This is a genomic window from Oryzihumus sp. JJN4-3R (assembly GCF_057747915.1).
In genome coordinates, this window is record NZ_CM173229.1 from 2,964,610 (window position 1) to 2,989,080 (window position 24,471).

A 24,471-nucleotide genomic window follows, 5' to 3' on the forward strand; every position below is an offset into this window, starting at 1 on the left:
AGCCTGTCGGGGTGAACGTCCCCGACCACCTGAGGGCGGCGCTGCGCGACCTCGTGGCGCCGTCCCTTCGCGATGCGGGCTTCCGCGGATCGGGGCAGACGTGGCGCCTGGCCTCCGCGGGCGGCGACGTCGCGGTCGTGAACGTCCAGCTCTCGCAGTGGAACACCGACGCCGAGGCCACGGCATACCTCAACCTCGCTGTCCTTCCTGCCGCCTGGTCGGCCTGGTTGCGCGAGTCCGGCGCGGCCGGCGGTGAGCAGCCCGGCGAGGTGCACGGCCTGTATCGCGCGCGGCTGGAGCCGCTGCCCACCCACCGTGGGGCTCCGGGCGGCTGGGAGTGCTGGGACGAGGTGTCGGCCCGGCTGGCGGCACGCGACATGAGGTCACGGCTGCTGTCCTCCGACGGCCTGCCGGCGGTGCGTCGGCTGCTGTCGCCGGAGCGCTTCACCCAGGCGCTGCGGGACGGGCAGGCGGGGGTCCTGTCCGGCTCGCGGGGCTGGTGCGACGTCGGCCTGGCGGTGCTGCTCAGCGAGGTGGGCGGGGACGAGCTCGACGAGGTCTGCGACCGGCTGCTCGCCACCGACGGTCCGCGGCCGTGGCGGGAGCACGCTGCGGCTGTGGTGCGGTGGGCGCGGGCGCGGGCTCAGGCTCGCGTTCAGGACGGAGAGTTGTTGGGGTGGGGTCAGGACACTGACAACCCTCCACGCTGGCCGATCGGCGCCGCGGGGCGCGGCCCGCGCATACCCTCTGAGGGTGGAGCCGGAGGTGGGGCAGGAGCGGCACACCGCTGACGGGTGGCTGGTGCTGCCGTTCCCAACCGGGGCGGCGTTCGAGGCGTGGCTCGACGCGCACCACGACGACGAGCCCGGGCTGTGGGTGAAGTTCGCCAAGAAGGGGCGGGGCATCGCGACGCTGACCCTGGAGGAGGCGCAGGAGGTCGCGCTGTGCTTCGGCTGGGTGGACTCGAAGATGCACCGGGTCGACGACGACTACTACGTCCTGCGGTTCCAGCCGCGGAGGCCCCGGTCAAACTGGTCGTCGACCAACCGGGCCCTGGCCGAGCGGCTCCGGGCCGAGGGGCGGATGCGCCCTTCGGGGGTCGCGCAGATGGAGGCCGCCAAGGCGGACGGGCGCTGGAACGAACCCTGACCGGCTCGTCTCGTCCACCGTCCCGTCTCGTCAGCCTGCCGTAGGTGCGAGGCCCGCAGTTGGCGGGGGTGCACCGCCTCGGACGTGCCTACCGTGACGGCATGGACGTACCCGCGCCTCAGCACACCCGGCCGGCGGGTGTCGACGATGCCACGATCGCGGCCCTGGGCAAGCTGTCCGAGGCCCTGGAGGAGGTCGAGGAGGCCCGTGGCCACCTCTACGCCTTCCACCGGCTGACCGGCGCCGGTGACATGAAGGTCATGCAGGCCGTGGAGCTGCTGCACCGGGCCGGTCACCACATGCTGGCCGAGCGGATCGACACCGAGCTCGTGGGCCGCAACGTGCTGGAGGGGCGGTGGACCTTCCAGGTCGTCGAGGAGTACGACGACGGCTACTACGCGCTGTTCAAGTGCCTGGAGGAGGTGGCCCGCCATCAGCTGGTGAAGGGTCGACGGCACCTCTACGAGTCCGAGATGAAGGAACGCGAACGCACGCCCGGGCACCGCCACCACGAGGCCCGGCCGCCGGAGCTGGCCGACCCCTGCTGACGTCGCCCCGACCGGCCCGGGTGTGACCTTCTGCCCCTGCCGGGTCTCGTGCGCACTGCCTAGCGTGGAGGCACAGGTCCCGAGGGAGGTCGAGATGGCAGTCGCCGCAGTGCGCAGTCGCCCCGCCCTCGGCGCGCGGCGTGCCGGCTACGTCGTGGCGGTCGTCGTCAACGTGGCAGTCCTGTATGCCGTGAACCGCTGGCCCGGGTGGGAGGCCGTGCCGTTCCTGACCGGTGACACCGTGCTGGTCCTGGGTCTGGTCAACGCCTCGATCCTCGTGACCCTGCTGGCCAACCTCGTCTACCTCGTGCGCGACCCGCCGTGGCTGAGGTCCATGGGTGATGTGGTGACCACGGCGGTCGGCCTGGCGGCGATGGTGCGCATCTGGCAGGTGTTCCCGCTGGACTTCGGCGACACCGCCGTCAACTGGGCCCTCGTCGCGCGCATCCTGCTCGTGGTGGGGATCGGCGGCAGCATCGTGGCGATCATCGTCCAGCTCGTGTCGCTGGTCACGCGGCGCGGCAGGCCTCGGTGACGACACGGCATACAGCGTGAACGGGCACGACTGAGCCTGCCGCGCGCCCGCGTTGCTTGCCCGGGGTCGCTTGAGGAAGCGATGACCGGCTGTGGGGTGACCGGCGCCGGCCGGCTTCCTGGTGTTCATGCGCTGGCCGCGATCTGGTGGTGTGCGGCTCCTAGCGTCCGGGCGCATGAGAGCTCTGCGATTCGTGGCAACGGCGGTCAGCGTGGCCGGGCTGTGCCTGTCCGCCACCGCCGTTGCCCAGGCCACACCGGGGAACCCCAACAGCCCCACGGTCCAGCCCCAGAAGACCCAGTTCGACCTGCAGGCCCACCGTGGCGGCATCGGCATGACCACCGAGGAGTCGCTGCCGGGTTTTGCGAAGGCTCTGCGCCTCGGGGTCAGCACCCTCGAGCTCGACACGCACATCACCAAGGACAACAAGGTCGTCGTCAACCACGACCGCCAGATCAGCTCGCAGAAGTGCAAGGACACGGCCCCTGCGTTCCCGGGTGACCCGATGTACCCCTACGTGGGCAAGTACATCAAGGACCTGACGCTGGCCGAGATCAAGACGATGGACTGCGGCTACCAGCAGCTGCCCGGCTTCCCCGAGCAGGAGCAGATCAAGGGCTGGCGGATGGCCGAGCTCAAGGACGTCCTCAACCTGGTGAAGGCGTACCACGCCAACCAGGTCAAGCTGAACATCGAGACCAAGGTCGAGGCCGGGGCGCCGGAGCAGACCGCGCCGCGGGAGCAGTTCGTCACCCGCGTCTGGCAGGAGATCCACGCCTCCGGCATCGAGCGCCAGGTCACCATCGAGTCCTTCGACTGGGGCGCGCTCCAGCTCATGCACAAGCTGGCGCCGACCTACCCGCTCGTCGCCCTGACCAACTACGACTTCCTCGAGGTCGGCAAGCCCGGGAAGTCGCCCTGGCTCGGCGGGGTCGACGCCGACGACTACGACGGTGACTTCGTCAAGGCCGCCGAGGCTGCGGTGCCCGGCCTGACGGCACTGTCGCCGAACTACGGCTTCCCGCAGAACGGCAAGGTCGGCGACCCCGGCTTCCGCTTCTACCCGGACAAGCAGATGGTCTCCGAGGCGCACGCCCGGGGGCTGAAGGTCGTCCCGTGGACCTGCGACGACAACACCACCATCAAGGAGCTGATGGACATGGGCGTCGACGGCATCATCACCAACTACCCCAACCACGTTCGCGACCTCATGGCCGCGCGCGGCATGCGCCTGCCCAAGGCCTACCCCGCTCCCTGACGCACGACGTTCGCACCAACTCAAGGCGGGTATGCCGCGTGGTCGCCCACGCGGCATACCCGCCTTTGCATTGGGGCACAGCGAGACTCAGTCGTTGAGTGCCTCGAGTGCGCGGCGTCGCGGGCTGGCTCAGCGGTGCGTTCTCTCCGGGAAGGCAGCCACGACCAGGTTGAGGACGGAGCCGTTCACGACCGACGCCCCGAGGGCCCTGACGATGGCCGAGGTGAGGTCTTCTGCACCGGGGTGCAGGACCACCAGCAGCACGGCAACGGCCGCGGCGGCCAGCGCGGACCACGTCCACCGCAGTGCGTAACGCTGGCCGTAGGTCAGTGGCCTCCTGGGCATGGTGCCGGCCCCCACCGGGACCGGGTGCCACTGGTTGTCGGCGGTCAGCGCGTGGCCGTTGATGACGTCCCCCACCTTGTAGTCCATGGGTCTGTGATAGCCGAGATGGCCGGGGCCGTGCGGTGGCGCTTGGGGATAACTACCCGGGGCGACGGCTCGGGGGCTGTGCGGCGGAGCCCTGCGACGGGACACGGGTGGTGATCCCGGGCGAGGCGACGCTGATCGGTCCGCCGAAGGCTTCGGCGGCGGCGTCCTCGGCGGCCTGCGGGTCGGTCCCGGGCCAGAGATGGGTGAGCATGAGGCGGGCGGCACGGGCCTGCTCGGCGTACTGACCGGCCAGCCGCACCGTCAGCAGGTAGGGCGCGTCGGCGGCCGGCACCCGGTGGAGGTACGTCGCCTCAGACAGCAGCAGGTCGGCGCCCTCGGCGAGGCGCGGGATGTCCGGGCTGGGGCCGGTGTCGCCGGTGTAGGCGAACACGGCCTGGGGTGTGCTCAGGCGGATGCCGGCGTTGGGCACGAAGTGGGGCAGGAGCCACGTGGCGGAGGCGAAGGGGCCGACGTCGAAACGGTCGCCGGGCTGGAACTCGTGCAGACGGTAGGAGCCCGCGAGCATGCTCGGCTTGTCGAGCGCGAGGACCGCGTCCAGCGCTCCGTGGGGAGCGAACACCGGCAGGGCCGGCGGCGGGTCGTCGCTCAGGGCCCTGGCCCGCAGCAACGGGTTGAGGTCCGCGCAGTGGTCGGGGTGCCCGTGGCTGATCAGCACCGCGTCGACCGTGTCGACTGCAACGTGGTCGAGGAGGCGGGGCAGCGTGGCGTAACCGGGGTCGACGAGCAGGCGGAACCCGTCGTGCTCGAGGAGGTATCCGCTGCAGGCCTGAGCTGCCGTGGGCCATGCTCCGCAGCCGCCGAGAACCGTCAGGTGCATGGCACACGACCCTAGTGACAGGCCGTGGACGTTGGCCTGCCGATTCTTGGACCGGCGGCGGCGGGAAACTCGCTTGTCGGGGGCCGGAGGGACGTTCAGGATCGTGCGATGACGCCAAGCCCGCCGGACGGTCGCGCCGGCATCACGGCCGACCTGGTCCGGCGCCTCGTCCGTTCCCAGTTCCCCCACTGGGACGACCTGCCGGTGGTCCCCGTCTCGGCTGACGGCTGGGACAACCGCACGTACCGGCTCGGGGAGGACAAGTCGGTGCGCCTGCCCACGGCGGCCGGCTACGTGCCGGCTGTCCTGAAGGAGGACCGTTGGCTGCCGCAGCTGGCGCCAAGCCTTCCGGTCGCCGTGCCGACGGTGCTGGGCGTCGGCGAACCGGGTGAGGGCTATCCGTTTCCGTGGTCGGTCCGCGAGTGGCTGCCGGGTCAGACCGCCTCGACCGCGCGGGTCGAGGACCTGTCAGGGTTTGCGGTGTCGGTGGCCGAGTTCCTCGGGTCGTTGCAGCGCTGCGACGTCGTCGGGGGGCCGGCCGCCGGTGAGCACAGCTTCTACCGGGGCGCCTCGCCGGCTCACTACGACGAGGAGACGCGCCGGTGTCTGGCTGCGGCCGAGGGGCACATCGACACCGGTCGAGCAGCGGCGGTCTGGCAGGCGGCCCTCGCTGCCGAGTGGACCGGTGAGCCCGTGTGGTTCCACGGCGACGTCGCTGCCGGGAACCTGCTGGTCGAGGGTGGGCAGCTGGCTGCGGTCATCGACTTCGGCACCTGCGGCGTGGGCGACCCGGCGTGCGACCTGGTGATCGCGTGGACGTTGCTGGGTGGGACGAGCCGAGAGGCCTTCCGGGAGGCGGCGGAGCAGGACGAGGGGACCTGGGCCCGGGCCCGGGGGTGGGCGCTGTGGAAGGCGCTGCTCGGCCTGACCGGGCACCTCGACAGCGACCGGGACCGGGTGGCGGCCGAGGCGCGGCTGATCGGCGACGTCCTGGCTGACCACGAGCGGCACGGCTAGGGCGGGGACGGCGGGTCAGGCATCGAGCGTCGTTGGCGCTCAATGAACTTGGCGCCGCCGAGGCGGATGTGAGCCACCCGCGTCTGCCGCGCCTGCCGCGTCAGCGGGTGCGTCGCATGTGGCGTTGCTTCATCCGCACGACGTTCGCGGCGTGCTTGCAGGCTGCGCGCCGGGTGAACGCCTCGCACACCAGCGGTTCACCACCCCAGACGGGTGGGTGACCAATCATGGCGGCGGGCCTCGAACGTCCACCCGTCATTCTCGAGGTCGGTCATGCGGACCATCATGCGCTCCGTCGACGACGCCGCTGTCTGGGCAAGGCCGCGGGCGGTGTCGAGCCCGGCATGACCCGGATCGCGGGCCGGGAAGCCACACGCGGCTGCTACCGGTTTCACAGGATGGCCATAGGCGTGCGCGACACCGTGAGGGCAATGGTCGGCCAGCCCGACCGCCCCTCGACGAAGGAGCAAGCATGCCCGCCAACAAGATCCTCACCGGCGCTGCGGCCGTCGTGGCCGCGGCCGGCCTGATCGGGACGGGTGCTGCCCTGTCCAACGCCGCGACGACCCCGTCCACCTCGCCCACGACCGGAAGCTATGGCACCGCGCCGGGCGGGTACGGGAGGCCGGACGGTGCCGCGAATCCGCACAACGACGCCACGGTGACCGGCGCCGAGCTGACCAAGGTCACGGATGCGGTCAAGGCGAAGGACTCCGCAGTGACCGTGTCGTCGGTCCGCAAGGACCCCGATGGCTCGTATGACGTGTTCGGCACCAAGTCCGACGCGATGGTGATGCTCGAGGTGAGCAAGGACCTCAAGACGATCACCACCAACACCCACGGTCCCGGTGGTCCCGGCGGGCACCCGGGCGGAGGCGGCAGCCACGACGCCGCCGTGACCGGCGCCGAGCTGGCCAAGGTCACGGATGCGGTCAAGGCGAAGGACTCCGCGGTGACCGTGTCCTCGGTCCGCAAGGACCCTGACGGCTCGTATGACGTGTTCGGCACCAAGGCGGGCGCGATGGTGATGCTCGAGGTGAGCAAGGACCTCAAGACCATCACCACCAGCACCCACGGCCCCGGTGGTCCCGGCGGCCCGCGCGGCTGAGGCGTTTCGGCCTGAACACCCTTGGAGGGCCCTGGACCTGCCACCCGCGCAGGCCCAGGGCCCTCGTGGCGTCTTCGGTGCACCCTCCCGAACGCCCTCCGCAGCGCGAGCCGTCAGAGGTGCTGGACGATCTGGATCGGGTTGCCGTCGGGGTCCTGGACCCAGGCGATCAGGAGGCGACCGAGCCACTGGTGCGGCTCCGCCAGCCCTCGCACGCCGGCAGCGGTGAGCTTGGCGTAGGCGACGGCGGTGTCGTCGGTCCACAGGATGACGGCTGCGCGCTGACCGGTGGGAACCGGGTCGAGGCCGTGGTCGTCCCGGGTGGAGGCCGTCGAGGCGATCCCGAACTTGTAGCCGTCGAGCTCGAGGTCGACGTGGATGGGCTCTCCTTGCGTCGGGACCCGGAACGTCTCCTCGAAACCGAGGGCGGAGTAGAACGCGATGGCCCGCGAGACGTCATCGCTGAACAGGATGACCTGGGGAGTGCGGAACATGGCCGCGACAGTAGCGGCCGGCCCGCGCACTCGCGGGGTGTATCGCGCGCCGCCGCCTTTGCCGATCAACGACGGCGGCAAAGGTTGGGCGGGCTCGCGACTTAGCGCCCGTCCTGACCGGAGATGATCCGGATGACGTTGCCGGGACCGTTCGAGAAGCCTGCGCCACAGTGGCATTCAGCGAGCCAGAGTCCGCCCAGAACGGCCCAGCCGTTGAGCTGGAGCAGTCGCCAGCCCTGGCGCCCTGGCTGCCAGAAGTAGGTGGCTTCGGTGGCGATCCCGAGGATGGGGGCGAAAGACATCGCGACGAGCCATGCCTCGGCGAACCTGCTCTGGCGCTGGCTGGCCTTCCCCACCGGGTGGCCATGTCTCGTCTTTCGTCTCAGCCTCGCGGGGGGAGCGGTGCGCCGGGCAGACTGGTCGACGGCAAGTGGCCCGAGGGGAGCGAGCGGGGTATGGGCGAGGACGTGCGCACCATGGCGGAGTGGTGGCTGCGGGCTGCCGCGCTTGCCGCGCTCTTCGTCGTTGGGGCCGCGCTGGGCTGGTACCTGAATGGCGGCGTCATGCTTGCGTCAGGGCGATTGACGGCCGGCTGGCTTGTGGCGTTAGCCCTCTGTGTCGGAGCCTGGCTGTCTCGGCGCGTCACGTGGTTCAAAGCGGGAGCCTTCGGTCTGGCCGCTGGGGCGATCTTTGCCTCGGCGACGCTCACGGCGCTCACCTATTTCTTGTCCGAGTCCGGCTGACGGCGGCGGCCTGCGCATTGACCTGAAGTCCTCAGGCGGAGCGGTGACCCGCTGCGATGCGGGTACGGCGGCCGGGCGCACGCGGTTGAAGAACCGGACACGTCGAGAGGGTGCAGCGGGTCCCTCGGTAGTCGGCCCCGAGCGGGCCTCCGTCGTTGACAGCGCCCGAGACGGTGAGCCGAGGAGTAGTCGAGGCGGGGCATTCCGACTGGATCGGGTTGATGCATGACGGTCGTGTATCGGCTGAGGTTGGCACTTGTCGGATCAGGCGAGTGGATCGCGCCAGGCCAGTACGTCCACGGACGACGTGTCGGTCCCCGCCGATACGTTGCCGCGATGAGTGCGCCTGTTCCCTGGAGACCCCGAGTCGTCCTGACCACGACCGCAAGTGTCGACGGCAGGGTGACGGTGACTGAGTCCGAGCGGTTGTTGGATCCGGGGGTTAGCGCGAGATGGCAGGCAGCGTGGCCGGACGATGTTGAACTTCTGATCGAGCAACGGCGGCGCTGGATCGAGGACTCGTACACACCGACGGTCGTCCTCGAGGGCAGCGGGACCTTTGTTGCCGGTGACGCGACCTCGCGATGGGCCGAGTGCTCTGAGGGGGAGGCGGAGGAGCTCTACACCGACCACCTGCCCCGGCGGGCCCCACGCTGGTTCGCCGTCGTCGATGGCAGGAGGCGCGTGGACTGGACGTACACCGGGGATGACGAGACCGCCCTGCTGGTCCTGGTGTGCCGGACGACGCCCAGCGGATACCTGAAACACCTCCGAGAGCTGGGCGTCGGCTACCTCGTCGTCGGCGAGGACCGAGTGGACCTATATGAGGCACTGAAGCGGTTGGCAGCCACGCTGGGTGCCAGCACCGTCATCGCGGACGGGGGTGGCGGCCTCAACGGCGCTCTACTGCGGGCTGGACTCGTCGACGAGGTTCACGTGATCACCTTCCCGGCCCTCGTCGGCGGTCTGAGCACCCCGTCATTCGTTGACGGCACCCCACTGCCACGCGGAAGCTCACCAGTCCGACTCCGCCCAATGGGGCTCGTCCAAGGAACCATGGGGAGCATCTGGGCGCGATACGAAGTGCAGCATCCGAGGTCCGTGCTTCGGCAGATGCAGTCAGAAGGGCACCAAGAGGCCTAGCCCATGGTGTCCAGCATCGTCATCGAGCCCTGACGGCGGCATAGGCGACGTCCATGATGTCAGCCTTGGAGTCGAGGTCCTCGACCTCCTCCAGCGGGACCCACTGAGCGAAGTCGGTCGATCCACCAATCTCGGTGGTGCCGAGCTCGCCCCCGATGATGTTTGCCGAGAACACGACGCGTAGCGACTTGTAGGGCCGACCGTCTCGCCCACCATCGGGGGTGGTGAACGAATGCGCGGCGATCGCCGAGCCGACCTCCACCAGGTAGCCGGTCTCCTCCAACACCTCGCGTTCCACTGCTTCCGCCCGTGAGCGCGTAGCGGTGGGGGGCGTGAGGACGGCGCGGAGCGCCGCCCGCAGCGCGGGGTCCCACCGGCGAAGCGCGGAGGGCGCGAGCCGGGCCAGGGTGCGCGACGGAGCCGCGCCATAAGCGTTGTGGAGCAGCGTCATCACGCGGTCTTGGAGGCTCTGGCCGATGCGCCGGGTGCGCCGGGTGCGCCGGTGACTGAGGTCGCGGCCCGGTATGGGGATTCGCGTGAGGCAGTGCATGCCAGGTTGGGCCGTTATCGGGACTTCGGTCTGCCGGGGTTGGTGGACCGTCTGCATCGGCCGCGGGCCGTCCGTGGCAGGAGGGCGCGGAGGTGGAGGCGTTGTTGTTGCGGTTGCGGACCGATCATGGCCGGTGGGGGCCACGTTGGCTGGCCCCTGAACTGGGCCGGGCAGGGGTGGAGCCGCTGCCGTGGTCTCGCTCTACACCTTGGTTCCCCAGTGCGCGGGCGTCACTGGCACGGCTTCGTCTGGCTTAGTCGGACCGGCACGGTCCTGGCCTTGTCGAGCAGGACGGACAGACAGCCGAGAGTGGCGTTGCTGCGCGAGTCGACCAGCTCCAGGGTGAGGTGGACTTGCGCTGGGCCAGTGGCAACGAAGATGTCGCTGGCTCCGGGTCGAAGGCGGAGCGTCTCCACCGACGTGCGGACGTCCACGGTGGCGTTGAGGTCGTTGCGAACCTCCGCCTTCCATCCAGGCTCGCCCGGACCCGTTGGCCCCAGGGTTTGGACGAAGTTGCCCAGCGCAGAGAAACCGAGGATGGCAATGGCGGAGATGGCGAGGGCGATCAGCAAGACGATCCGGCGCGTGTGGGTCACGGCACACCCCTTCCGGCCCCTCAACAAGGACCCGATGGCGAATGGTGCGGCACCAGCGCGATGAGCGGCATCGCCCGTTCGGCGCATCTTGAACAGAGTTGGTTCGAGCGCACCGCCGTGAGCCTGAGGGGCACACAAATGCGTCCAGACTTGTGTAGAAGCGCGCCGACGCTGGTGCCCTGCTCGGGTGTGCCCTGCTACAGGCAGCTCGCTCGTGCGGTGACGGCGCGACGGGTGGCCAGGGGGCCGTAAAGGGCCTCCGACCTGCGGAAACTGGTGGTGCCCTCGGGCAGATTCGAACTGCCGACACCCGCTTTAGGAGAGCGGTGCTCTATCCCCTGAGCTACGAGGGCGGGGCCTGGTCGCAACCCTCGCTGCACGGCTCGCTGGAACCTGCCCCGATGGTGACGCCGTGAGAAGGGTAGCCCAAGGCCACCGCCCACCCCATCGTGGTCGCGCGTGCCGTGCCGACCCAGCCCAGCGCCCGCGACGGATCCCGATCCTCGGCGCAGTTCGGGCGGGGCTGTGCTCGCGGCCGCCCCCGCCGGACCGCCCGCTCAGGTCCTGGTCAAGGGCCAAACCAGCTCGAACCGCTCGAAGACCACACCCAGGTCGTCGGAGAACGGCAAGCCCATCGCCGCGCACTGGCTGGTGAAGAAGCGTGCATGGGCGTCCAGCCACCAGTCCCGCGTCCGGTCACCCTCGCCCTCGTCCCACGCGAAGGAGTCGTCAACCGAGGTGAGCGGGCCGACACGCACGTCCGTCGTGCGCACAACGGCCAGCGGCCGGCCGTCGCCACCGAGCACGAGGCACCGGTCGCCCACTTGGGGCAACGGCTCGTCCTCTGCCTCGAAAGCCCGCAGCAGACCCGCGGTTGCCCTCTTGGGACCGTGCAGCACCAGGAGCCCGAGCTCGTCTGCGAGCTCGGCAGAGTCGCCGAACGCGAAGGCCGTCACGAGCGGTCCGTCGTAGCCGCTGTCCGTGACGTAGCACGCCCACATCGCGTCGACTGCTGCCTGGTCGGCGGGGGCGATGTCCACGAACCCTCACGTTACGCAGAACGATGCGTCGGCGCCGACCGAGGACCCTGCGGACGATGCGCGGCCCGGAGCCAGAAGAATGGCCGCAGCCGTCCCCGCTCGTGGGCCTGGAGTGTGCTTGGCTGACCCGGTGAGCGGGCAGTCGCGGCTGGAGCAGGCAGGAACCGATGCTTGGGAGGCGGCCATTGGCCGCGCCCACCGGGCAGACCCCGTCGTGGGCGCTTCCGGTGGCCCGGCGGGTAACGCGCGGCTCACCGCGTGGACCGGCCTGGTGCTGCTGGTGTTGTTCGTGGCCGAGCTCGTCACCCTGCTGGACGTGCGCGGCCTGATCAGCTGGCACCTCGCCCTCGGGGTCATCCTGGTGCCGCCGGCGCTCCTGAAGACCGCGACCACCGGATGGCGCCTTGTGCGCTACTACACCGGACGGGCGCCGTACCGGCAGGCCGGCCCGCCTCCGCTGCTGCTGCGAGTCCTGGGGCCACTCGTGGTGGCCGCGACGCTCGGCCTGCTGGGCACCGGTGTGGCCCTGGTGCTGCAGGGTGAGTCGGCAAGTCGCCAGCCGCTCGTCTCCGTGCCGGGTCTGGGTCTCGGCACGCTCACCCTGCACAAGGGAGCGTTCGTCGTGTGGGCCGTCGTCACCGGCCTGCACGTGCTGGCGAGGATCTGGCCCGCCTGGCAGCTGACCGGGGGGACGCGGCTGTCGGTCCCCGGAGCGCGTCGCCGTGGCGTCGCCCTGGTCGCCGCACTGGCGCTGTCCGTGGTCTGCGCGGGGTGGGTCCTCGCGCACGAGAACGGGTGGGGAAGCCGATCGGGCGGTGAACGGCGCGATGAGGGTCTTGCGCACGTGGTGATGCACTCCGGGACGGTGGCAGCTGACGCTGCGGCAAAGGGTCCCGGCCGAGGGCCCCTGCCGGTGGCGTGACTCCCGGCCGGGGCTCAGCCGCGGTGGGCGTCGAAGAGCCGGTGGACCCGCCGGGCACCGACGAGCGCCGTCACCCAGGTGGCCAGAGCCAGGACGAGCACCCCGTTCAGTGGCGACCGCGACGTGAACGCCGCCGTGGCTGCGGTGCCGCAGATGACCGGCACCATCAGCGAGACGGACTGCCAGGCGACCATGGTTGACATGCCGCCGAACGGCGAGAAGGCCGACATCGGGGGCAGGCCACGGAACGCCGCCATCATCTGGCCGGTCAGCACGATCCCGCCCATGGCCAGGGCCCAGAGCAGCCCTCGCAGCGACCCGTGGCCTGAGCCCAGCATCACCAGCCCGACTCCCGAGACAGTCAGGACGTAGAGCAGGCCGGGCATCACCAGGTGGGCCCGGGCCTCGACCATCGGGCTCAGGCCGAGGAGGGGCGGGGTGCCGGCGTTGTCGCCGTGCAGCCGTAGGCCCTCCGACCAGGCGCCGAGCCCGAAATAGGCCAGCAGCACGCTGACCAGGGTGATCAGGCTGGGCAGCCCCGCGGCCGCCCGGACCAGCCCGTATGCCGCGGCGGCCGTGAGGAGGAGACCCATCACCCCCCTGCCGGGAGCCCGCCGCAGGCCGAGCCAGTCGCGCGACACCACCGTCCCGACCGGGCCCCGGGCCCGCAGGTGGATCGCGCGTCCGCGAGTGGTCGGTGCCGCCACCTCCAGGCGCGCAGCCCGGAGGTCGCCGGCGAGCACCGCCCCGCCGACGGTCACCGAGCGGGCGGACTGGGTCCGCAGCAGCGTGAGGTGCAGGGCCCGCAGGGACCGCCTTGGCCCGAGCCCGAGCTCCAGCCCCAGCCCACGATCGCCGACCGGCCAGGCGCGGACCTGCCCGTGCAGCCACGTCCCGGCGACGACCGCGCCCACCAGCGCCCCCGCCAGCCCACCCGGCACGATGGCGACGGCAGCCGCGAGGGACGCGATCGCCATACCGGCTCCTGTGACGACGCCCAGTAGGAGCCCGCCGACGGCGCAGCCGAGCAGGCCCAGCCGCCACCAGCGGCGCAGGACGACCGCGCGGTCCAGGGGGCTGGTCGCGACCTGGTCGAGGTAGGGCAGCTCGGGCACGACCGGCCCGCGGACCCGGCCGGCGCGGTAGGCGAAGGCCAGCGTGAGGACGAGGGCCAGGCCCCCGGCGACCACCGCGCGGCTCCCGCTCAGGTGGGCGGCCAGCCACTGCGGGTCGAGGAACCGGAAGAACGCCTGGGCGGCCGGGACGCCATAGGTGCCAGCGGCGATGACCGCGACGTAGACGGCATACGCGGCGTTGCGAGGACCGGCGGACTGCTCGCCGGTGATGCTGTTGCGCGCCTCCCGCAGCAGGTCGGCGTCGCGGCTCATGCCGGCACGACGTCGATGACCCGGTCTGCGATGCGCTGGGTCAGGTCAGGGTCGTGGCAGGCGACGACCATGGCCACGCCGGCCTGCTTGCGGGTCAGGAGCAGGTCGCCCAGGAGCCCCCGCTTGTGGGTGTCGAGGCGCTGCTCCGGCTCGTCCAGCAGCAGCACCCGCGCGGGCCGGGTGAGCACCAGCGAGAGGTGGAAGAGCTGCTGCTGGCCCGAGGAGAGCTCGTGCGGGAAGCGGTCGGCGAGGTGGCCGATCTCGAGGGCCGCGAGCATCGCGACGGCGCGCTCGTCCGCTCCCGCACCACGACCCCAGGTGGCCTCCAGGAGGACCAGGTGGTCGCCCAGGGTCAGGTCGCGGTATGCCGTGGGCGCGCCGATGAGGGCGGCAACAGTGCGGCGGATGGCCGGGTTGCGCTCGTCGGCGACAGCGCCGTCGACGGTGGCCTTGCCCTCGCTCGGGCCCATGGTGCCGGCGAGGATCCGCAGGAGCGTGGTCTTGCCGCTGCCGTTCTCGCCGCGCAGGACCACGCACTGCCCGGAGCCGACCGCGAGGTCGATCGGGCGCAGGAGGACGTTGCCGTCGAGTGCCTTGCCCACCCCGGCCGCGACCAGCGACACCGGCTCGACGGCGCCGTCAGCGCCCCGGGTCTCCGCAGCCCCAGCCATGTGCTCCCTCTCCCTCGTGCGCCACCGACGTCCCTGCTCCGGCGTTCCGAGGCGGCCTCGGCAGTCCTCGCCAGCCAGATCCTCCGCGGTTCCGTGAGGGAAGTCCAACACCCTGCAGTTCGAGACGAGGAACGGGTTCCGGACACCCGGCGACCCGGCGCGGGGCCGGCTACGGCGCGAAGCGCTCGAGGTAGCCGCTGACGAGGTCGACACCCCGGGCGATGAGGTCCTCCTCGCCGCCCAGGTCGTGCTCGAAGGCGAGCTCGAACACGCGGTCCCCGACCTCGACCGCGAGCTCGACGTCGCGCACCGGGGTGTCGGGACGGAGCAGCCCCGCCTCGATCGCGAACCCGTGCAGCATCGTCGCGACGCGCCGGTTGTGCTCCCGGCAGAAGTCCTTCACCGCCGCGTTCGTGCGGCTGCGCCACCAGATCACCACGAAGCCCGGACGCCGGTGGTACACGGACACGAAGGCCCGCATCGTCGCCTCGACGACCGAGCGGACGTCCGGATGGGGCAGCGAGGTGACCGCCTCGGCCACCCGGGCGTCCATCTCGGCGGTGTCGCGCTGCACCAGGGCCAGGACGATCGCGTCACGGCCGGTGAAGTACTGGTAGATCGACGCCACCGGCACCCCGGCCCGGGCGGCGATGGCCCGCGTGGACAGGCCGCCGACACCCTCCTCGACCACCAGGTCCGCCGCCGCGTCGAGGACCAGCTCCACGCGCTCCCGGCTGCGCCGCTGGCTCGGCGCGCGACGGTCCCCCGGTGCGGTCGCCGGGGCCGTCTCGCCCCGTGTCCGTGCTGTTGCGGCAGGCATGACCCGAGTGTACAAAGACCAGAACCTGAATCATGTTCATATTCGAGGGAGTCGTCGATGGGCACGGATCCGGTCGTCGTCATCGGGGCAGGGCCGGGCGGGCTGGCCGTGGCCGCCGAGCTGGGCAGGCGCGGGATCGGCGCGGTGGTGCTCGAACGGGCCGCAGAGCCGGCAGCGAGCTGGCGCGCCCACTACGACCGGCTGCACCTGCACACCCCACGGTTCCTCTCGCACCTGCCGGGGCTGCGCATTCCCGCCAGCGAGGGTCGCTGGGTCTCGCGCGACGGCGTGGTGCGCTACCTCGACCGCTACGTCGAGCATCACGGGATCGACGTCCGCACGGGCGTGGAGGTCACGCGGGTCGATCGGCGCGGCGGCGCGTGGTTGGTGCGCACGACCGCCGGTGACCTCCCCGCGGCGGCCGTGGTGGTGGCCACCGGCCACAACCACACCGCCGACGTGCCGGAGTGGCCCGGCCGCGCCGGCTTCACCGGCGAGCTGCTCCACGCCGCGCACTACCGCAACGGGCGGCCGTATGCCGGTCGCGAGGTGCTCGTGGTCGGCGCCGGCAACACGGGGGCGGAGGTCGCGGTCGACCTGAGCGAGCACGGGGCGCGGCGGGTGCTGCTCGCGGTGCGCACGCCACCGCACATCCTGCAGAGACAGACCCTCGGCGTGCCGGCGACCCTCGGGGGCGTGGCGATGCGGCACCTGCCGCCTCGGCTCGCCGACGCCCTGATCGAGCCGTTGCGGCGCCGGACCGTCCCGGACCTGACCGCGCACGGGCTCCCCGACCCGGGTCCGGGAGCGTATGCACGGGCAGCCCGTGGCGAGATCCCCGTCCTGGACGTGGGTCTGGTTGATGCGGTCCGGGCAGGCCGGGTGGAGCCGGTCGCGGGCCTGACCGGCTTCGACGGTCCGCGGGTCCTGCTGGCCGACGGGTCGAGTCTCGAGCCAGAGGTCGTCATCGCGGCCACCGGCTACCGGCGCGGGCTCGAGCCCCTCGTCGGTCACCTCGGCGTCCTGGATCGCACGGGGCGGCCGATGCCGCGCGGTGCACGCACGCTCCCGGCCGCGCCGGGGCTGTACTTCGTCGGCTTCGCCAACCCCGTCAGCGGGATGTTCCGCGAGATCGGGATCGAGGCCCGGCGTGTGGCTCGGGCGGTCGCGGAGGGGCGGCCGCCCGGGGACAGCAGTTCAGCCGCGCGACGCCAGGGCTCGCCGGATCCTGGTGTGCCCGAACCGCTGTCGCGGCCGGTACCTGGCGCGGCGGACGCCGACGCGAGGACGGCGGCGGCTACGGGGGTGGCGTCATGACCGGGGTGAGCCGCCGGCGTCTGCTGGGGGGCTTTGCCGGCACCGGCCTGCTCGGCGCGGCGGGCCTGGCGACGGCTGCCTCAGCCTCGGCCGCCTCGGTGCGAGCGGCGCATCCGGCGGCGCACGGCATACCGGGTGCTGAGGCGGCCGCGTCGCGGCCGCCGCTGCCCTCCCGGGTCGACGTGGTCGTCGTCGGGGCGGGCATCTCGGGGCTGGTTGCGGCACGCGAGCTGCAGCGGGCCGGCCGATCGGTGCTGGTGCTCGAGGCGCGGGACCGGGTCGGGGGCCGGGTGCTCAACCACACCCTGTCCGGCGGTCAGGTGGTCGAGTCAGGTGGCGCGTTCGTCGGGCCGACCCAGGACCATGTGCTCGCGCTGCTGAAGGAGCTGGGCATCGCGACGTTCAAGGAGTACGACCAGGGGCAGAACGTCTACGTGGCGCACGGCCTGACCCTGCGCTACACCGGCACCGTCCCACCGGACCCGACGATCCTGCCCGATGCCGCCAAGCTGCAGCTGCAGCTGGACGACATGGCCACGCAGGTGCCGGTCGATGCGCCCTGGAACGCGCCGCGCGCCGCCGAGTGGGACGCGAAGAGCTTCGACACCTGGCTGCGGGAGAACACCGCCAACCCCGCGACCCGCACCCTCCTGCTGTCGTGGCTGCAGCCGCTGGTGGGGGCCGACCCTGCCGAGATGTCACTGCTGTACCTCGTCTGGTACGTCGCCACCGCAGGCAACGCCGACAACCCGGGCACCTTCGAGCGCTCGGCGAGCACCGGCGGCGGGGCCCAGGACTCCCGCGTGGTCGGCGGGTCCGGGCTGATCCCCCTGCGTCTGGCCGACCAGCTCGGCGACACGGTCGCGCTCGAGGCGCCGGTGCGCCGGATCAGCCAGGACGGCGGCGGGGTCGAGGTCGTCACGGACCGCGGAACGGTCGCCGCCGCGCGGGTCGTCGTGGCCGTCCCGCCGCCGCTGGCCGCCGCCGTCGACTGGGCGCCGGCACTGCCCCCGCTGCAGGCCCAGCTGCTGCACCGGCTCCCGATGGGCAGCCTGATGAAGTGCGACGCGGTCTACGACCGGCCGTTCTGGCGAGACGCCGGCCTGTCCGGGCAGGGGCTCATCGACTCCGGTCCGGTGAGGGTCAGCTTCGACAACAGCCCGCCGGACGGCAGCGTCGGCGTGCTGCTGGCGTTCGTCGGCGGCTCGACCTGGCGCGACTGGGGCAACCGCCCACTCGCCGAGCGCCGTCAGGGGATCCTGCAGGCGTTCGCCCAGATCGTGGGTCCGCAGGCGCTGGACGCCGTCGACTACGTCGAACATGACTGGACCCACGAGCAGTGGTCCACCGGCGGGCCGACCGCGGTCGCCGGCACCGGCGTCGTCACCGCCTACGGCCGCCACATCCGCGAGCCGTACGGCCGGGTGCACTGGGCCGGCACCGAGACCGCGACGTACTGGACCGGCTACATGGATGGGGCGATCAGCGCGGGGCTGCGGGCCGCGCGTGAGGTCCTCGACGCAGGCTGAAGGCGGACGTCGCCCGCCGACGGCCAACCGCCGTCAGCCCTGCGACGCTCGGTAGACCAGGAGGCCGGCCGCGACGGCGACGACGATCGCCAGGACGAGCAGGGTGATCTTGACGGCGCTGTACGGACGCTCCCCGACGACCTCGCCCGTGTTGGCGTTGACGTACACGTGGTACGTCTTGCCACCGACGATGTAGGTCGCCATCCACAGCGGCATCAACAGCAGCCGGAACAGCACGTCCGCGTCCATGGTGCGCATCGACGAGACCTCCTGCTCGTCGCCGCCGATGTCGGCGCGGCAGTCCTGCTCGATCTGCCTGGCCATCTGGCGCCTGGCGTCGGCGAAGCCGGCGTCGGCCGGGACGGTGTAGCGAGGGGTGTCGAACCCGGCGAGGTACTTCGGCTCGTAGGCCGCCGCCGCGGTGGTCTGCCAGGGTCCGAGCTTGTCCAGGGTGCTCACGCCGGGGGCGGTCACCCCTGGTGCGATGACGTCGACGAAGGCGCGCGAGACGCGCCCCGACGCGGCATACCAGCGGGTGTGCTGGACCTGGCGGGTCCGGGTCTCCTGCTGGCCGTTCACGGTGACGGTGTACGTCTCCGTCACCCAGTAGTGCTCGCCGCGGCGGCCGGTGTAGTCGGTTGTGGTCCGGTCGTCGAAACCCCAGTGCGGCAGGTAGCAGCCGACCATGCTGTCGGTCCGGACGACCTTCTTCAGGGCGTTCGGCGCGAACCAGCGTGATCCGGCCCAGTCCTTGAACTCCTGGGTGGCGCGGTCCCTGGTGACCGAGAACGGGACGACCCCGTCGGGCTGCTTGAGCTGGCCGTGGAGGTCGTCGGTGACCACGAGGGCGCCGTGGCAGGTCGGGCAGCGGCTGGAGAAGGCCGTCGTGGCCTGTGCCGACCCGCAGTTGGCGCACTCGACCGAGAACGGCGGCAGCGAGGCGAGCGCGACGTGCGCCGCCGCGGCATACGCGCCGTAGTCGTTCTTGTGGCTTGGGGCGAGCGCGATCTCGGTCCGCGAGCCGCAGTAGGGGCAGCTGAGGGTGGACGTGCCCGGCACGAACTCCAGCGCAGCCCCGCAGGAGCTGCAGGCGTACTGGTGCTGGGTGTTCGCCTCAGAGGCGGCTGGAGCCGCGGACGCCGCCGGAGCCGCGGGCTCCGTGGGGTTCGTCGAAGCCCCGGGCGCCCCGTGAGCCGGGACCCCGGACGCGCTGTCGGCAGGCATCAGGCCGGCGGCAGCGGAGGGGGAGTGGGGCCCTCGAGCTCGGGGACGTCGCCCAGTCGCGTCCACTCCTGCATCCCGGCCCGCCAGACCAGGGTGTCGGATGTGGCGGAGCGGTCGGCGACGCGGCCGGCCACCTCCGCCGGGCTCAGCGGCCCGACCTGCTGGCCGTTGATGCCGAGGTACCACTGGGTCGTCCCGGGCAGCGGCGGCGGAACCGTGGCCGCTGGACCCGCCGGTGCGGGCGCAGGCACCGCCGTCGGCTGGAGGGCGGAGGCGAGCTGCGCGCCGAGGGCGGCACCGGCCCCGACCCCGACGCCGAGGCCGGCCGTGCCGCCGGGGTTTGCCGCCGCGGTGCCGATCGCCTGCGCGGCCTCGAACTTCGTGTACCGGTCGAGGTCCCCGAGCACGCCCATGGACGTGCGGGCGTCCAGGTTCTTCTCCACCTCGGGCGGCAGCGAGACGTTCTCGATGATGAAGCGCGGCACCGTCAGGCCGAGGTGGTTCAGGTCCTCGCTGATGATCGGTGCCAGCCGCTGGGCGATCTCGTTCTGGTGGGCGGCCACATCGAGCACGGCCACGCCGGAGGTGGCCAGCGCGCTCGCGACCCGCGCGACCACCGACTGCCGGATGAACTCCGAGACCTCGTCGGTCTTGAACTCGGGGTCGGTGCCGACCAGCTCGCGCAGCAGGACCGCCGGGTCGCTGACCTGGAACGTGTAGGCCCCGAACGCCCGGATCCGCACCATGCCGAACTCGGGGTCGCGCATCACGATCGGGTTCTGTGTGCCCCACTTCTGGTCCGTGAACTGGCGGGTGCTGACGAAATAGACCTCGGCCCGGAAGGGGCTGTTGAAGCCGTGCTTCCACCCCTGGAGCGTGGACAGGACCGGCAGGTTGGCGGTCTCCAGCGTGTACATCCCGGGCTGGAAGACGTCGGCGATCTGGCCCTCGTTGACGAAGACCGCGACCTGGCTCTCCCGGACGGTGAGCCGCGCCCCGTTCTTGATCTGGTTCTCGTAGCGCGGGAAGCGCCACACGATCGTGTCCCGGGTGTCATCGGTCCACTGGACGATGTCGATGAACTCGCCCGTGATCTTGTCGAACAGTCCCACCGCGCCGCCCTCCAGATGCTCCGACCCTCGCCAGCAACGTACTGCAGCCGCCGCTCCTGGCAGGGACGTTGTCGGGAACTTCCTCGGGGGCACAGCGGGTCGTGCGTTCCGACGGGAGGCCACCGTTGCACTGTCTGCGCAAGGCCGCGCTAGCCGACGTCGTAGCCGGTCGCCGCGACGAAGGTGGAGGCGTCAACCCGGAGCCGGAGCATCACCTGCCACCGTCCGGGTGAGGGCACGCTGACGAGGGCGTCGTCGACGCGGCCGGCCGTCGTGGGCAGGTCGAGGTCGATGGGGCCGACCCCATGTGCCGGGTTGGTGAACGAGGCGGCCGCCAGCTGAAGGGCGACGGGCCGACCACCGGGGGTCGACGCCCGCACCGACATCCCCTCGTAGCCGGGGCTGGTGGGGCGCACCGTGACGTCGACCCGGATGGTGCCGCCAGCGGCGTTGCGGGCCACCACCGACGTGGTGAACGACGGCAGGTAGGCCTGTCGTCCCGGCACCGCGTTGACCAGCACTGCGGTCAGGGCGAGCACCACCGCGCCCAGAGTCGCCTCCGCCGCGACCGACCGCCGCAGCGCCACCACCCGGGCCGGAGCCCGTTCCGCGCGGCCGGTCGAACGCACCAGGACGCTGCCGCTCGTCCTGTGGCCCGCGTATCTGGCGGCGCCTCCGCTGGCGGCAGGCTCGCCGCCGCCGCCGCCTCCTCCTCCCGCCCGACCGGCGTGGCGGGCGACCCAGCGCCGCCCGTACGACGCGAGGAGAAGCATCACGGCCAGCAGCACGACCTTGCCCAGGACCAGCCGGCCGTACGCCGTGATGACGAGGGCGTCCCAGGCGCCGACCTCCCGCCAGGCCTGGTAGGCGCCGGTGACCGCCAGCGTGGCCACGGCGGCCATGGCAACGCGGGACCAGCGGGGGAGCACTGTGCCGAGGTCGGCGGCGGCCGCAGCATCCACGTACGGGGTCAGCAGCACCGAGCCCAGGACCAGCAGGCCGCCCAGCCAGATGCACGCCGCGGCCACGTGGAGAGCATCCATGGTCGATGCGAGGGGCACCCAGGTCCCCTGCCCGGCGTGCCCGGCGAAGCTGAACGACTCGACGACGAGCAGTGCCAGGCCGCCGAGGTCCACCCGGCTCGGCGGCCGGCCCAGCCGACGGGCAGACCGCCAGACGAACACGGCCGCGAGCAGGGCCACGAGGCGCAATAGGAGCAGCTTGCCGTAGATGCTGCCGATCGTGACCCCGAGCAGCGAGCCGTCGGCGACGTCAGCCAGGGACCGCGACGCCCCGTAGGGCCCCTCCACGACGAACAGGACTGCGGTGCCGACGATCGCGGCGCCCCACGCCACGGCCAGGAGCCAACGGGAGCGGGCGAGCCACCAGCCCCCGGGCCACACCACGCTGAGGAAGAACACCGCGCCGAGCAGGACGATCGAGCCGCCGAGCGCCCCGAAGTCCGCCACTTCGTGCACCCCGCCGAGCAGGGTGTCGTCCCGTGCTGGCGCCGCCGGCCGTCCGGCCGGCACCCCGTAGCCGAAGCTGAAGCTGCCCGAGGCGGGGTGGCCGTCGTCCGAGACCACGTGCCAGATCACCAGGTAGGCGCCGCGGGCAAGGTGGGGGGTGAGCCGCACCGCGACCGTCTGGGCGACCCCTGCGGGATGGAAGGCCCGCCCCGCGGTCACCCCACGTCCCTGGCCGTCCACCACCTTGATCGACCCGGCGCTGATCCCGACCCCCTCGTCGAAGGTGACCGACACCGTTGCGGGCGCCATGGCGACCTCGCCGCCCTCCGACGGGGACGTCGACCGCACCGTGGCGTGGGCCGAGGCGGGGCCGGCGCCCAGCAGCAGGACCACGAGGGCCACGACCACGGTCAGGATGCCGGTGCGTCCCAGCCGCAGGGCCCGGGGGACGGCACCACGCGTCATGACGAACCCGGCAGCGGGATGTCGACCCGGTGACGGATGACCGGCGGCAGGCATGTCGAGCGGCTGCACGCCGCGTAGGTGACCCAGGCATGGGCGGGCAGGCCGTGGGTGACCCGGACCCGCTGGCGCACGGTGACCGGGCCGTCGGGGTAGACCGCCAGGGGCTTCTCCACCCCCTTGACCTGCAGCGACTCGGGCCGCGCGTCGGGCACCGCCGCGCCCACCGGGGCCAGGGCGCCGCCGACCTCGAGTCGCGTCGGCCGGCCCACCCCGCCGACGCCGTTGGCGGGGAGGGCGACGCTGTAGAGGTGGAAGCCGGGCTGTTGCGGGGTGAAGCGCGCCGTCAGCACCGGCTCGCCGCTACGGCCGGCGGCCCAGCCGAGCGCCACCGTGACGCCGCCCTCACGGACCGTGCCCACGATGCCGGCGGTCGGATCGGGACGGGCCGCCGGCGCGGTCGCCGAGCACCCAGCCACGAGGGCGGTCGTGAGCACCGGGACCAGGATGGCGACCGCGCGGGTCCTCACCACGACCTCAGCAGGACGTCCGCCGCCAGGCAGAGGAACAGCGCGCTGAGGTAGCTGATCGACGCGTGGAACATCCGCATCGGTCGCACCGGAGCCCCGCGGGCCACCTGCCGTCGCAACAGCTCGACCTCGCGCACGAACACCCCGCCGAGCACCACCGCCGCGCCGGCATACAGCAGGCCGGTGTGCGCGACCGGCCACAGCACCAGCGACGTCGCGACGGTGAGCCAGGTGTAGACCGCCATGCGGTGGACCACGGTCCGGGCCGGGGCCACCACCGGCAGCATCGGGACGCCGGCTGCCGCGTAGTCCTCCCGGAACCGGATCGCCAGCGCCCAGAAGTGCGGCGGCGTCCAGAAGAAGACGATGGCGAAGAGCAAGAACGGCGCGAGCGCGAGCCGTCCCGTGACCGCGGCCCAGCCGATCAGCGTCGGCATGCAGCCCGCGCTGCCGCCCCACACGATGTTCGAGGACGTGCGGCGCTTGAGGATCAGCGTGTAGCCCAGGACGTAGACCACGATGGCCGCGGCGGTGAGGGCCGCCGCCAGCGGCGTGGTGGCCCACCAGAGCAGGAACACCGCACCCACGGCGAGCGCCGACCCGAACGCGACTGCGCCCCGGGGCGAGACCAGCCCGCCGTTCAGCGGCCGTCGTGCGGTGCGGTGCATCACGGCGTCGATGTCGCGGTCGAGGAAGCAGTTGAGGACGTTCGCGCTGCCGGCCGCAGCGGCCCCGCCGCCGAGGGTCACCGCGACCAACCCGGTCGGCGGCCAGCCCTTCGCGGCCAGGAGCATGGCCGGCAGGGTGGTCACCAGGAGCAGCTCGATGATGCGCGGCTTGGTCAGTGCCAGGTATGCCGTGACGGTGGTCCGCAGCGCGGCCCACCGGGGCAGGGGGACGGCGGAGCTGGTCATCGGTGACCGCCCCGGGGAGGGGTGCCGCCCGCGGCGGAGGGGCGCGTCATACCGGCGCCAGCCTGGCCAGCAGCGGGCGCAGCTGCGCGGCCGTCACCGGTCCCACCACGCGTGCGGCCACCCGGCCCTGCGGGTCGACCACGAGGCTGCCCGGCACGGCGGTGGGCAGCCAAGGCGAGAGACGGGGCAGCAGCGACCCCCGGTCCACCAAGTGCGGGTAGGACGACCCGGTCGCCCCGAGTGCCGACGTGGCGGCGCGAGGGTCGGCGTCCTCGTCCAGCCCGACGAACCGGACCCCCGAGGCCCGCAGCTGGGCGGCGAGCGCGGCCAGGCCCGGGAGCTCGGTCCGGCACGGTTCGCACCAGGACGCCCACACGTTGAGCACCACGGTGCGTCCGCGCAGGCTCGACAGGGCCAGCGTCGGCCCGGCCAGGGTCCCGCCCCGCAGGGCAGGAAGCAGCCGGCGCTGACCCACCGGGTACACGGTCAGCCCCAACGGGTAGCGGTTGGCGTCCGAGGGTCCCGTCGTGGCGCCGGCGGTTGCGGTGTGCCCGGCCGCCTGGCCGGGCACGGTCGGAGCGGACGCCGACGACGACCCGCCTCCCGCGCACCCGGCGAGGAGCCCGGTGAGGGCCAGCACCCCGCAGGCCCACCGGGACAGC

28 protein-coding genes and 1 tRNA gene are annotated in these 24,471 nt (G+C 72.3%); 12 read left to right on the forward strand and 17 right to left on the reverse strand.

Annotation, left to right across the window (positions count from 1 at the left end; all coding sequences use genetic code 11):
- Positions 1-11: 11 nt before the first annotated feature.
- The 5 genes from AC3ANM_RS14195 (at position 12) to AC3ANM_RS14215 (ending at position 3,490) form a co-directional block, all read left to right on the forward strand.
- A complete protein-coding gene (locus AC3ANM_RS14195; protein ID WP_488285064.1) occupies positions 12-791 on the forward strand; it encodes a DUF4304 domain-containing protein in 780 nt (259 codons plus the stop codon).
- Entirely contained in the window at positions 754-1,149 is a 396-nt protein-coding gene (locus AC3ANM_RS14200) for a YdeI/OmpD-associated family protein (protein WP_488285065.1), read from the forward strand. Before AC3ANM_RS14195 ends, AC3ANM_RS14200 begins: the two co-directional genes overlap by 38 nt.
- A 101-nt stretch (positions 1,150-1,250) precedes the next feature.
- On the forward strand, positions 1,251-1,697 hold the full coding sequence (locus AC3ANM_RS14205) for a hypothetical protein (protein ID WP_488285066.1): 447 nt from the start codon (positions 1,251-1,253) through the stop codon (positions 1,695-1,697).
- Between the two features lie 94 nt (positions 1,698-1,791).
- Positions 1,792-2,232 carry a hypothetical protein gene (locus AC3ANM_RS14210; protein ID WP_488285067.1) on the forward strand — a complete coding sequence of 147 codons (441 nt, stop codon included), beginning with the start codon at positions 1,792-1,794 and terminating at the stop codon, positions 2,230-2,232.
- Between the two features lie 175 nt (positions 2,233-2,407).
- A complete protein-coding gene (locus AC3ANM_RS14215) occupies positions 2,408-3,490 on the forward strand; it encodes a glycerophosphodiester phosphodiesterase family protein (protein ID WP_488285068.1) in 1,083 nt (360 codons plus the stop codon).
- A gap of 129 nt (positions 3,491-3,619) precedes the next feature.
- Here AC3ANM_RS14215 and AC3ANM_RS14220 read toward each other — a convergent pair whose 3' ends face one another.
- Positions 3,620-3,922 (reverse strand): hypothetical protein, encoded by a 303-nt coding sequence (locus tag AC3ANM_RS14220; protein WP_488285069.1) that lies wholly within the window; start codon positions 3,920-3,922, stop codon positions 3,620-3,622.
- Positions 3,923-3,974: 52 nt separating this feature from the next.
- The gene (locus AC3ANM_RS14225; protein WP_488285070.1) at positions 3,975-4,760 is read right to left on the reverse strand and encodes an MBL fold metallo-hydrolase; all 786 of its coding nucleotides are present in this window, start codon (positions 4,758-4,760) and stop codon (positions 3,975-3,977) included.
- 108 nt (positions 4,761-4,868) lie between these two features.
- On the opposite strand from AC3ANM_RS14225, the gene AC3ANM_RS14230 reads away from it, so the two are divergent.
- Both AC3ANM_RS14230 and AC3ANM_RS14235 read left to right on the forward strand, forming a co-directional pair.
- Positions 4,869-5,777 carry an aminoglycoside phosphotransferase family protein gene (locus tag AC3ANM_RS14230; RefSeq protein ID WP_488285071.1) on the forward strand — a complete coding sequence of 303 codons (909 nt, stop codon included), beginning with the start codon at positions 4,869-4,871 and terminating at the stop codon, positions 5,775-5,777.
- A gap of 472 nt (positions 5,778-6,249) precedes the next feature.
- The gene (locus AC3ANM_RS14235; protein WP_488285072.1) at positions 6,250-6,885 is read left to right on the forward strand and encodes a hypothetical protein; all 636 of its coding nucleotides are present in this window, start codon (positions 6,250-6,252) and stop codon (positions 6,883-6,885) included.
- A 113-nt stretch (positions 6,886-6,998) separates the two neighbouring features.
- Here the strand turns inward: AC3ANM_RS14235 and AC3ANM_RS14240 are convergent, their stop codons facing one another.
- Positions 6,999-7,379: a VOC family protein gene (locus AC3ANM_RS14240; RefSeq protein ID WP_488285073.1), complete on the reverse strand. Its 381-nt coding sequence runs from the start codon at positions 7,377-7,379 to the stop codon at positions 6,999-7,001.
- Between the two features lie 101 nt (positions 7,380-7,480).
- Positions 7,481-7,735 carry a hypothetical protein gene (locus tag AC3ANM_RS14245; protein ID WP_488285074.1) on the reverse strand — a complete coding sequence of 85 codons (255 nt, stop codon included), beginning with the start codon at positions 7,733-7,735 and terminating at the stop codon, positions 7,481-7,483.
- A 99-nt stretch (positions 7,736-7,834) separates the two neighbouring features.
- Here AC3ANM_RS14245 and AC3ANM_RS14250 point away from each other — a divergent pair, with 99 nt between their 5' ends.
- Positions 7,835-8,122 carry a hypothetical protein gene (locus AC3ANM_RS14250; protein WP_488285075.1) on the forward strand — a complete coding sequence of 96 codons (288 nt, stop codon included), beginning with the start codon at positions 7,835-7,837 and terminating at the stop codon, positions 8,120-8,122.
- Positions 8,123-8,458: 336 nt separating this feature from the next.
- Positions 8,459-9,265, forward strand: a complete 807-nt coding sequence (locus AC3ANM_RS14255) for a dihydrofolate reductase family protein (protein WP_488285076.1) — start codon at positions 8,459-8,461, stop codon at positions 9,263-9,265.
- Positions 9,266-9,284: 19 nt separating this feature from the next.
- Here AC3ANM_RS14255 and AC3ANM_RS14260 read toward each other — a convergent pair whose 3' ends face one another.
- The 4 genes from AC3ANM_RS14260 to AC3ANM_RS14275 all read right to left on the reverse strand — a co-directional run bounded on the left by AC3ANM_RS14260 (position 9,285) and on the right by AC3ANM_RS14275 (position 11,451).
- Positions 9,285-9,716, reverse strand: a complete 432-nt coding sequence (locus tag AC3ANM_RS14260; RefSeq protein WP_488285077.1) for an NUDIX domain-containing protein — start codon at positions 9,714-9,716, stop codon at positions 9,285-9,287.
- A 329-nt stretch (positions 9,717-10,045) separates the two neighbouring features.
- Positions 10,046-10,411, reverse strand: a complete 366-nt coding sequence (locus AC3ANM_RS14265) for a hypothetical protein (protein WP_488285078.1) — start codon at positions 10,409-10,411, stop codon at positions 10,046-10,048.
- A gap of 277 nt (positions 10,412-10,688) precedes the next feature.
- A tRNA-Arg gene (locus tag AC3ANM_RS14270) sits at positions 10,689-10,764 on the reverse strand.
- Positions 10,765-10,968: 204 nt separating this feature from the next.
- The gene (locus AC3ANM_RS14275) at positions 10,969-11,451 is read right to left on the reverse strand and encodes an ASCH domain-containing protein (RefSeq protein ID WP_488285079.1); all 483 of its coding nucleotides are present in this window, start codon (positions 11,449-11,451) and stop codon (positions 10,969-10,971) included.
- A 130-nt stretch (positions 11,452-11,581) separates the two neighbouring features.
- Here AC3ANM_RS14275 and AC3ANM_RS14280 point away from each other — a divergent pair, with 130 nt between their 5' ends.
- Entirely contained in the window at positions 11,582-12,373 is a 792-nt protein-coding gene (locus AC3ANM_RS14280; RefSeq protein WP_488285080.1) for a hypothetical protein, read from the forward strand.
- Positions 12,374-12,387: 14 nt separating this feature from the next.
- Here the strand turns inward: AC3ANM_RS14280 and AC3ANM_RS14285 are convergent, their stop codons facing one another.
- From AC3ANM_RS14285 to AC3ANM_RS14295, 3 genes are all read right to left on the reverse strand, one after another.
- Positions 12,388-13,761, reverse strand: coding sequence for a hypothetical protein (locus tag AC3ANM_RS14285; protein WP_488285081.1), 1,374 nt, complete (start codon positions 13,759-13,761; stop codon positions 12,388-12,390).
- On the reverse strand, positions 13,758-14,432 hold the full coding sequence (locus AC3ANM_RS14290) for an ABC transporter ATP-binding protein (RefSeq protein ID WP_488285082.1): 675 nt from the start codon (positions 14,430-14,432) through the stop codon (positions 13,758-13,760). Before AC3ANM_RS14290 ends, AC3ANM_RS14285 begins: the two co-directional genes overlap by 4 nt.
- 169 nt (positions 14,433-14,601) lie before the next feature.
- The gene (locus AC3ANM_RS14295) at positions 14,602-15,252 is read right to left on the reverse strand and encodes a TetR/AcrR family transcriptional regulator (RefSeq protein WP_488285083.1); all 651 of its coding nucleotides are present in this window, start codon (positions 15,250-15,252) and stop codon (positions 14,602-14,604) included.
- Positions 15,253-15,309: 57 nt separating this feature from the next.
- On the opposite strand from AC3ANM_RS14295, the gene AC3ANM_RS14300 reads away from it, so the two are divergent.
- Together AC3ANM_RS14300 and AC3ANM_RS14305 are read left to right on the forward strand one after the other, a co-directional pair.
- Positions 15,310-16,569 carry a flavin-containing monooxygenase gene (locus AC3ANM_RS14300; protein ID WP_488285084.1) on the forward strand — a complete coding sequence of 420 codons (1,260 nt, stop codon included), beginning with the start codon at positions 15,310-15,312 and terminating at the stop codon, positions 16,567-16,569.
- Positions 16,566-18,098 carry a flavin monoamine oxidase family protein gene (locus AC3ANM_RS14305; protein ID WP_488285085.1) on the forward strand — a complete coding sequence of 511 codons (1,533 nt, stop codon included), beginning with the start codon at positions 16,566-16,568 and terminating at the stop codon, positions 18,096-18,098. Before AC3ANM_RS14300 ends, AC3ANM_RS14305 begins: the two co-directional genes overlap by 4 nt.
- A 33-nt stretch (positions 18,099-18,131) precedes the next feature.
- On the opposite strand, the gene AC3ANM_RS14310 is transcribed toward AC3ANM_RS14305, so the two are convergent.
- The 6 genes from AC3ANM_RS14310 to AC3ANM_RS14335 form a co-directional block, all read right to left on the reverse strand.
- Complete coding sequence (locus tag AC3ANM_RS14310) at positions 18,132-19,157, reverse strand: hypothetical protein (protein WP_488285086.1); 1,026 nt, start codon at positions 19,155-19,157, stop codon at positions 18,132-18,134.
- A 164-nt stretch (positions 19,158-19,321) separates the two neighbouring features.
- Positions 19,322-20,434, reverse strand: coding sequence for an SPFH domain-containing protein (locus AC3ANM_RS14315; protein WP_488285087.1), 1,113 nt, complete (start codon positions 20,432-20,434; stop codon positions 19,322-19,324).
- Between the two features lie 149 nt (positions 20,435-20,583).
- A complete protein-coding gene (locus AC3ANM_RS14320) occupies positions 20,584-22,368 on the reverse strand; it encodes a copper resistance CopC/CopD family protein (RefSeq protein WP_488285088.1) in 1,785 nt (594 codons plus the stop codon).
- Positions 22,365-22,898 (reverse strand): hypothetical protein, encoded by a 534-nt coding sequence (locus tag AC3ANM_RS14325; protein WP_488285089.1) that lies wholly within the window; start codon positions 22,896-22,898, stop codon positions 22,365-22,367. The genes AC3ANM_RS14320 and AC3ANM_RS14325 overlap by 4 nt, the downstream gene beginning before the upstream one ends.
- On the reverse strand, positions 22,892-23,809 hold the full coding sequence (locus AC3ANM_RS14330; RefSeq protein WP_488285090.1) for a heme o synthase: 918 nt from the start codon (positions 23,807-23,809) through the stop codon (positions 22,892-22,894). Before AC3ANM_RS14330 ends, AC3ANM_RS14325 begins: the two co-directional genes overlap by 7 nt.
- Before the next feature lie 46 nt (positions 23,810-23,855).
- Positions 23,856-24,380, reverse strand: a complete 525-nt coding sequence (locus AC3ANM_RS14335) for a TlpA family protein disulfide reductase (RefSeq protein WP_488285091.1) — start codon at positions 24,378-24,380, stop codon at positions 23,856-23,858.
- Positions 24,381-24,471: the final 91 nt, after the last annotated feature.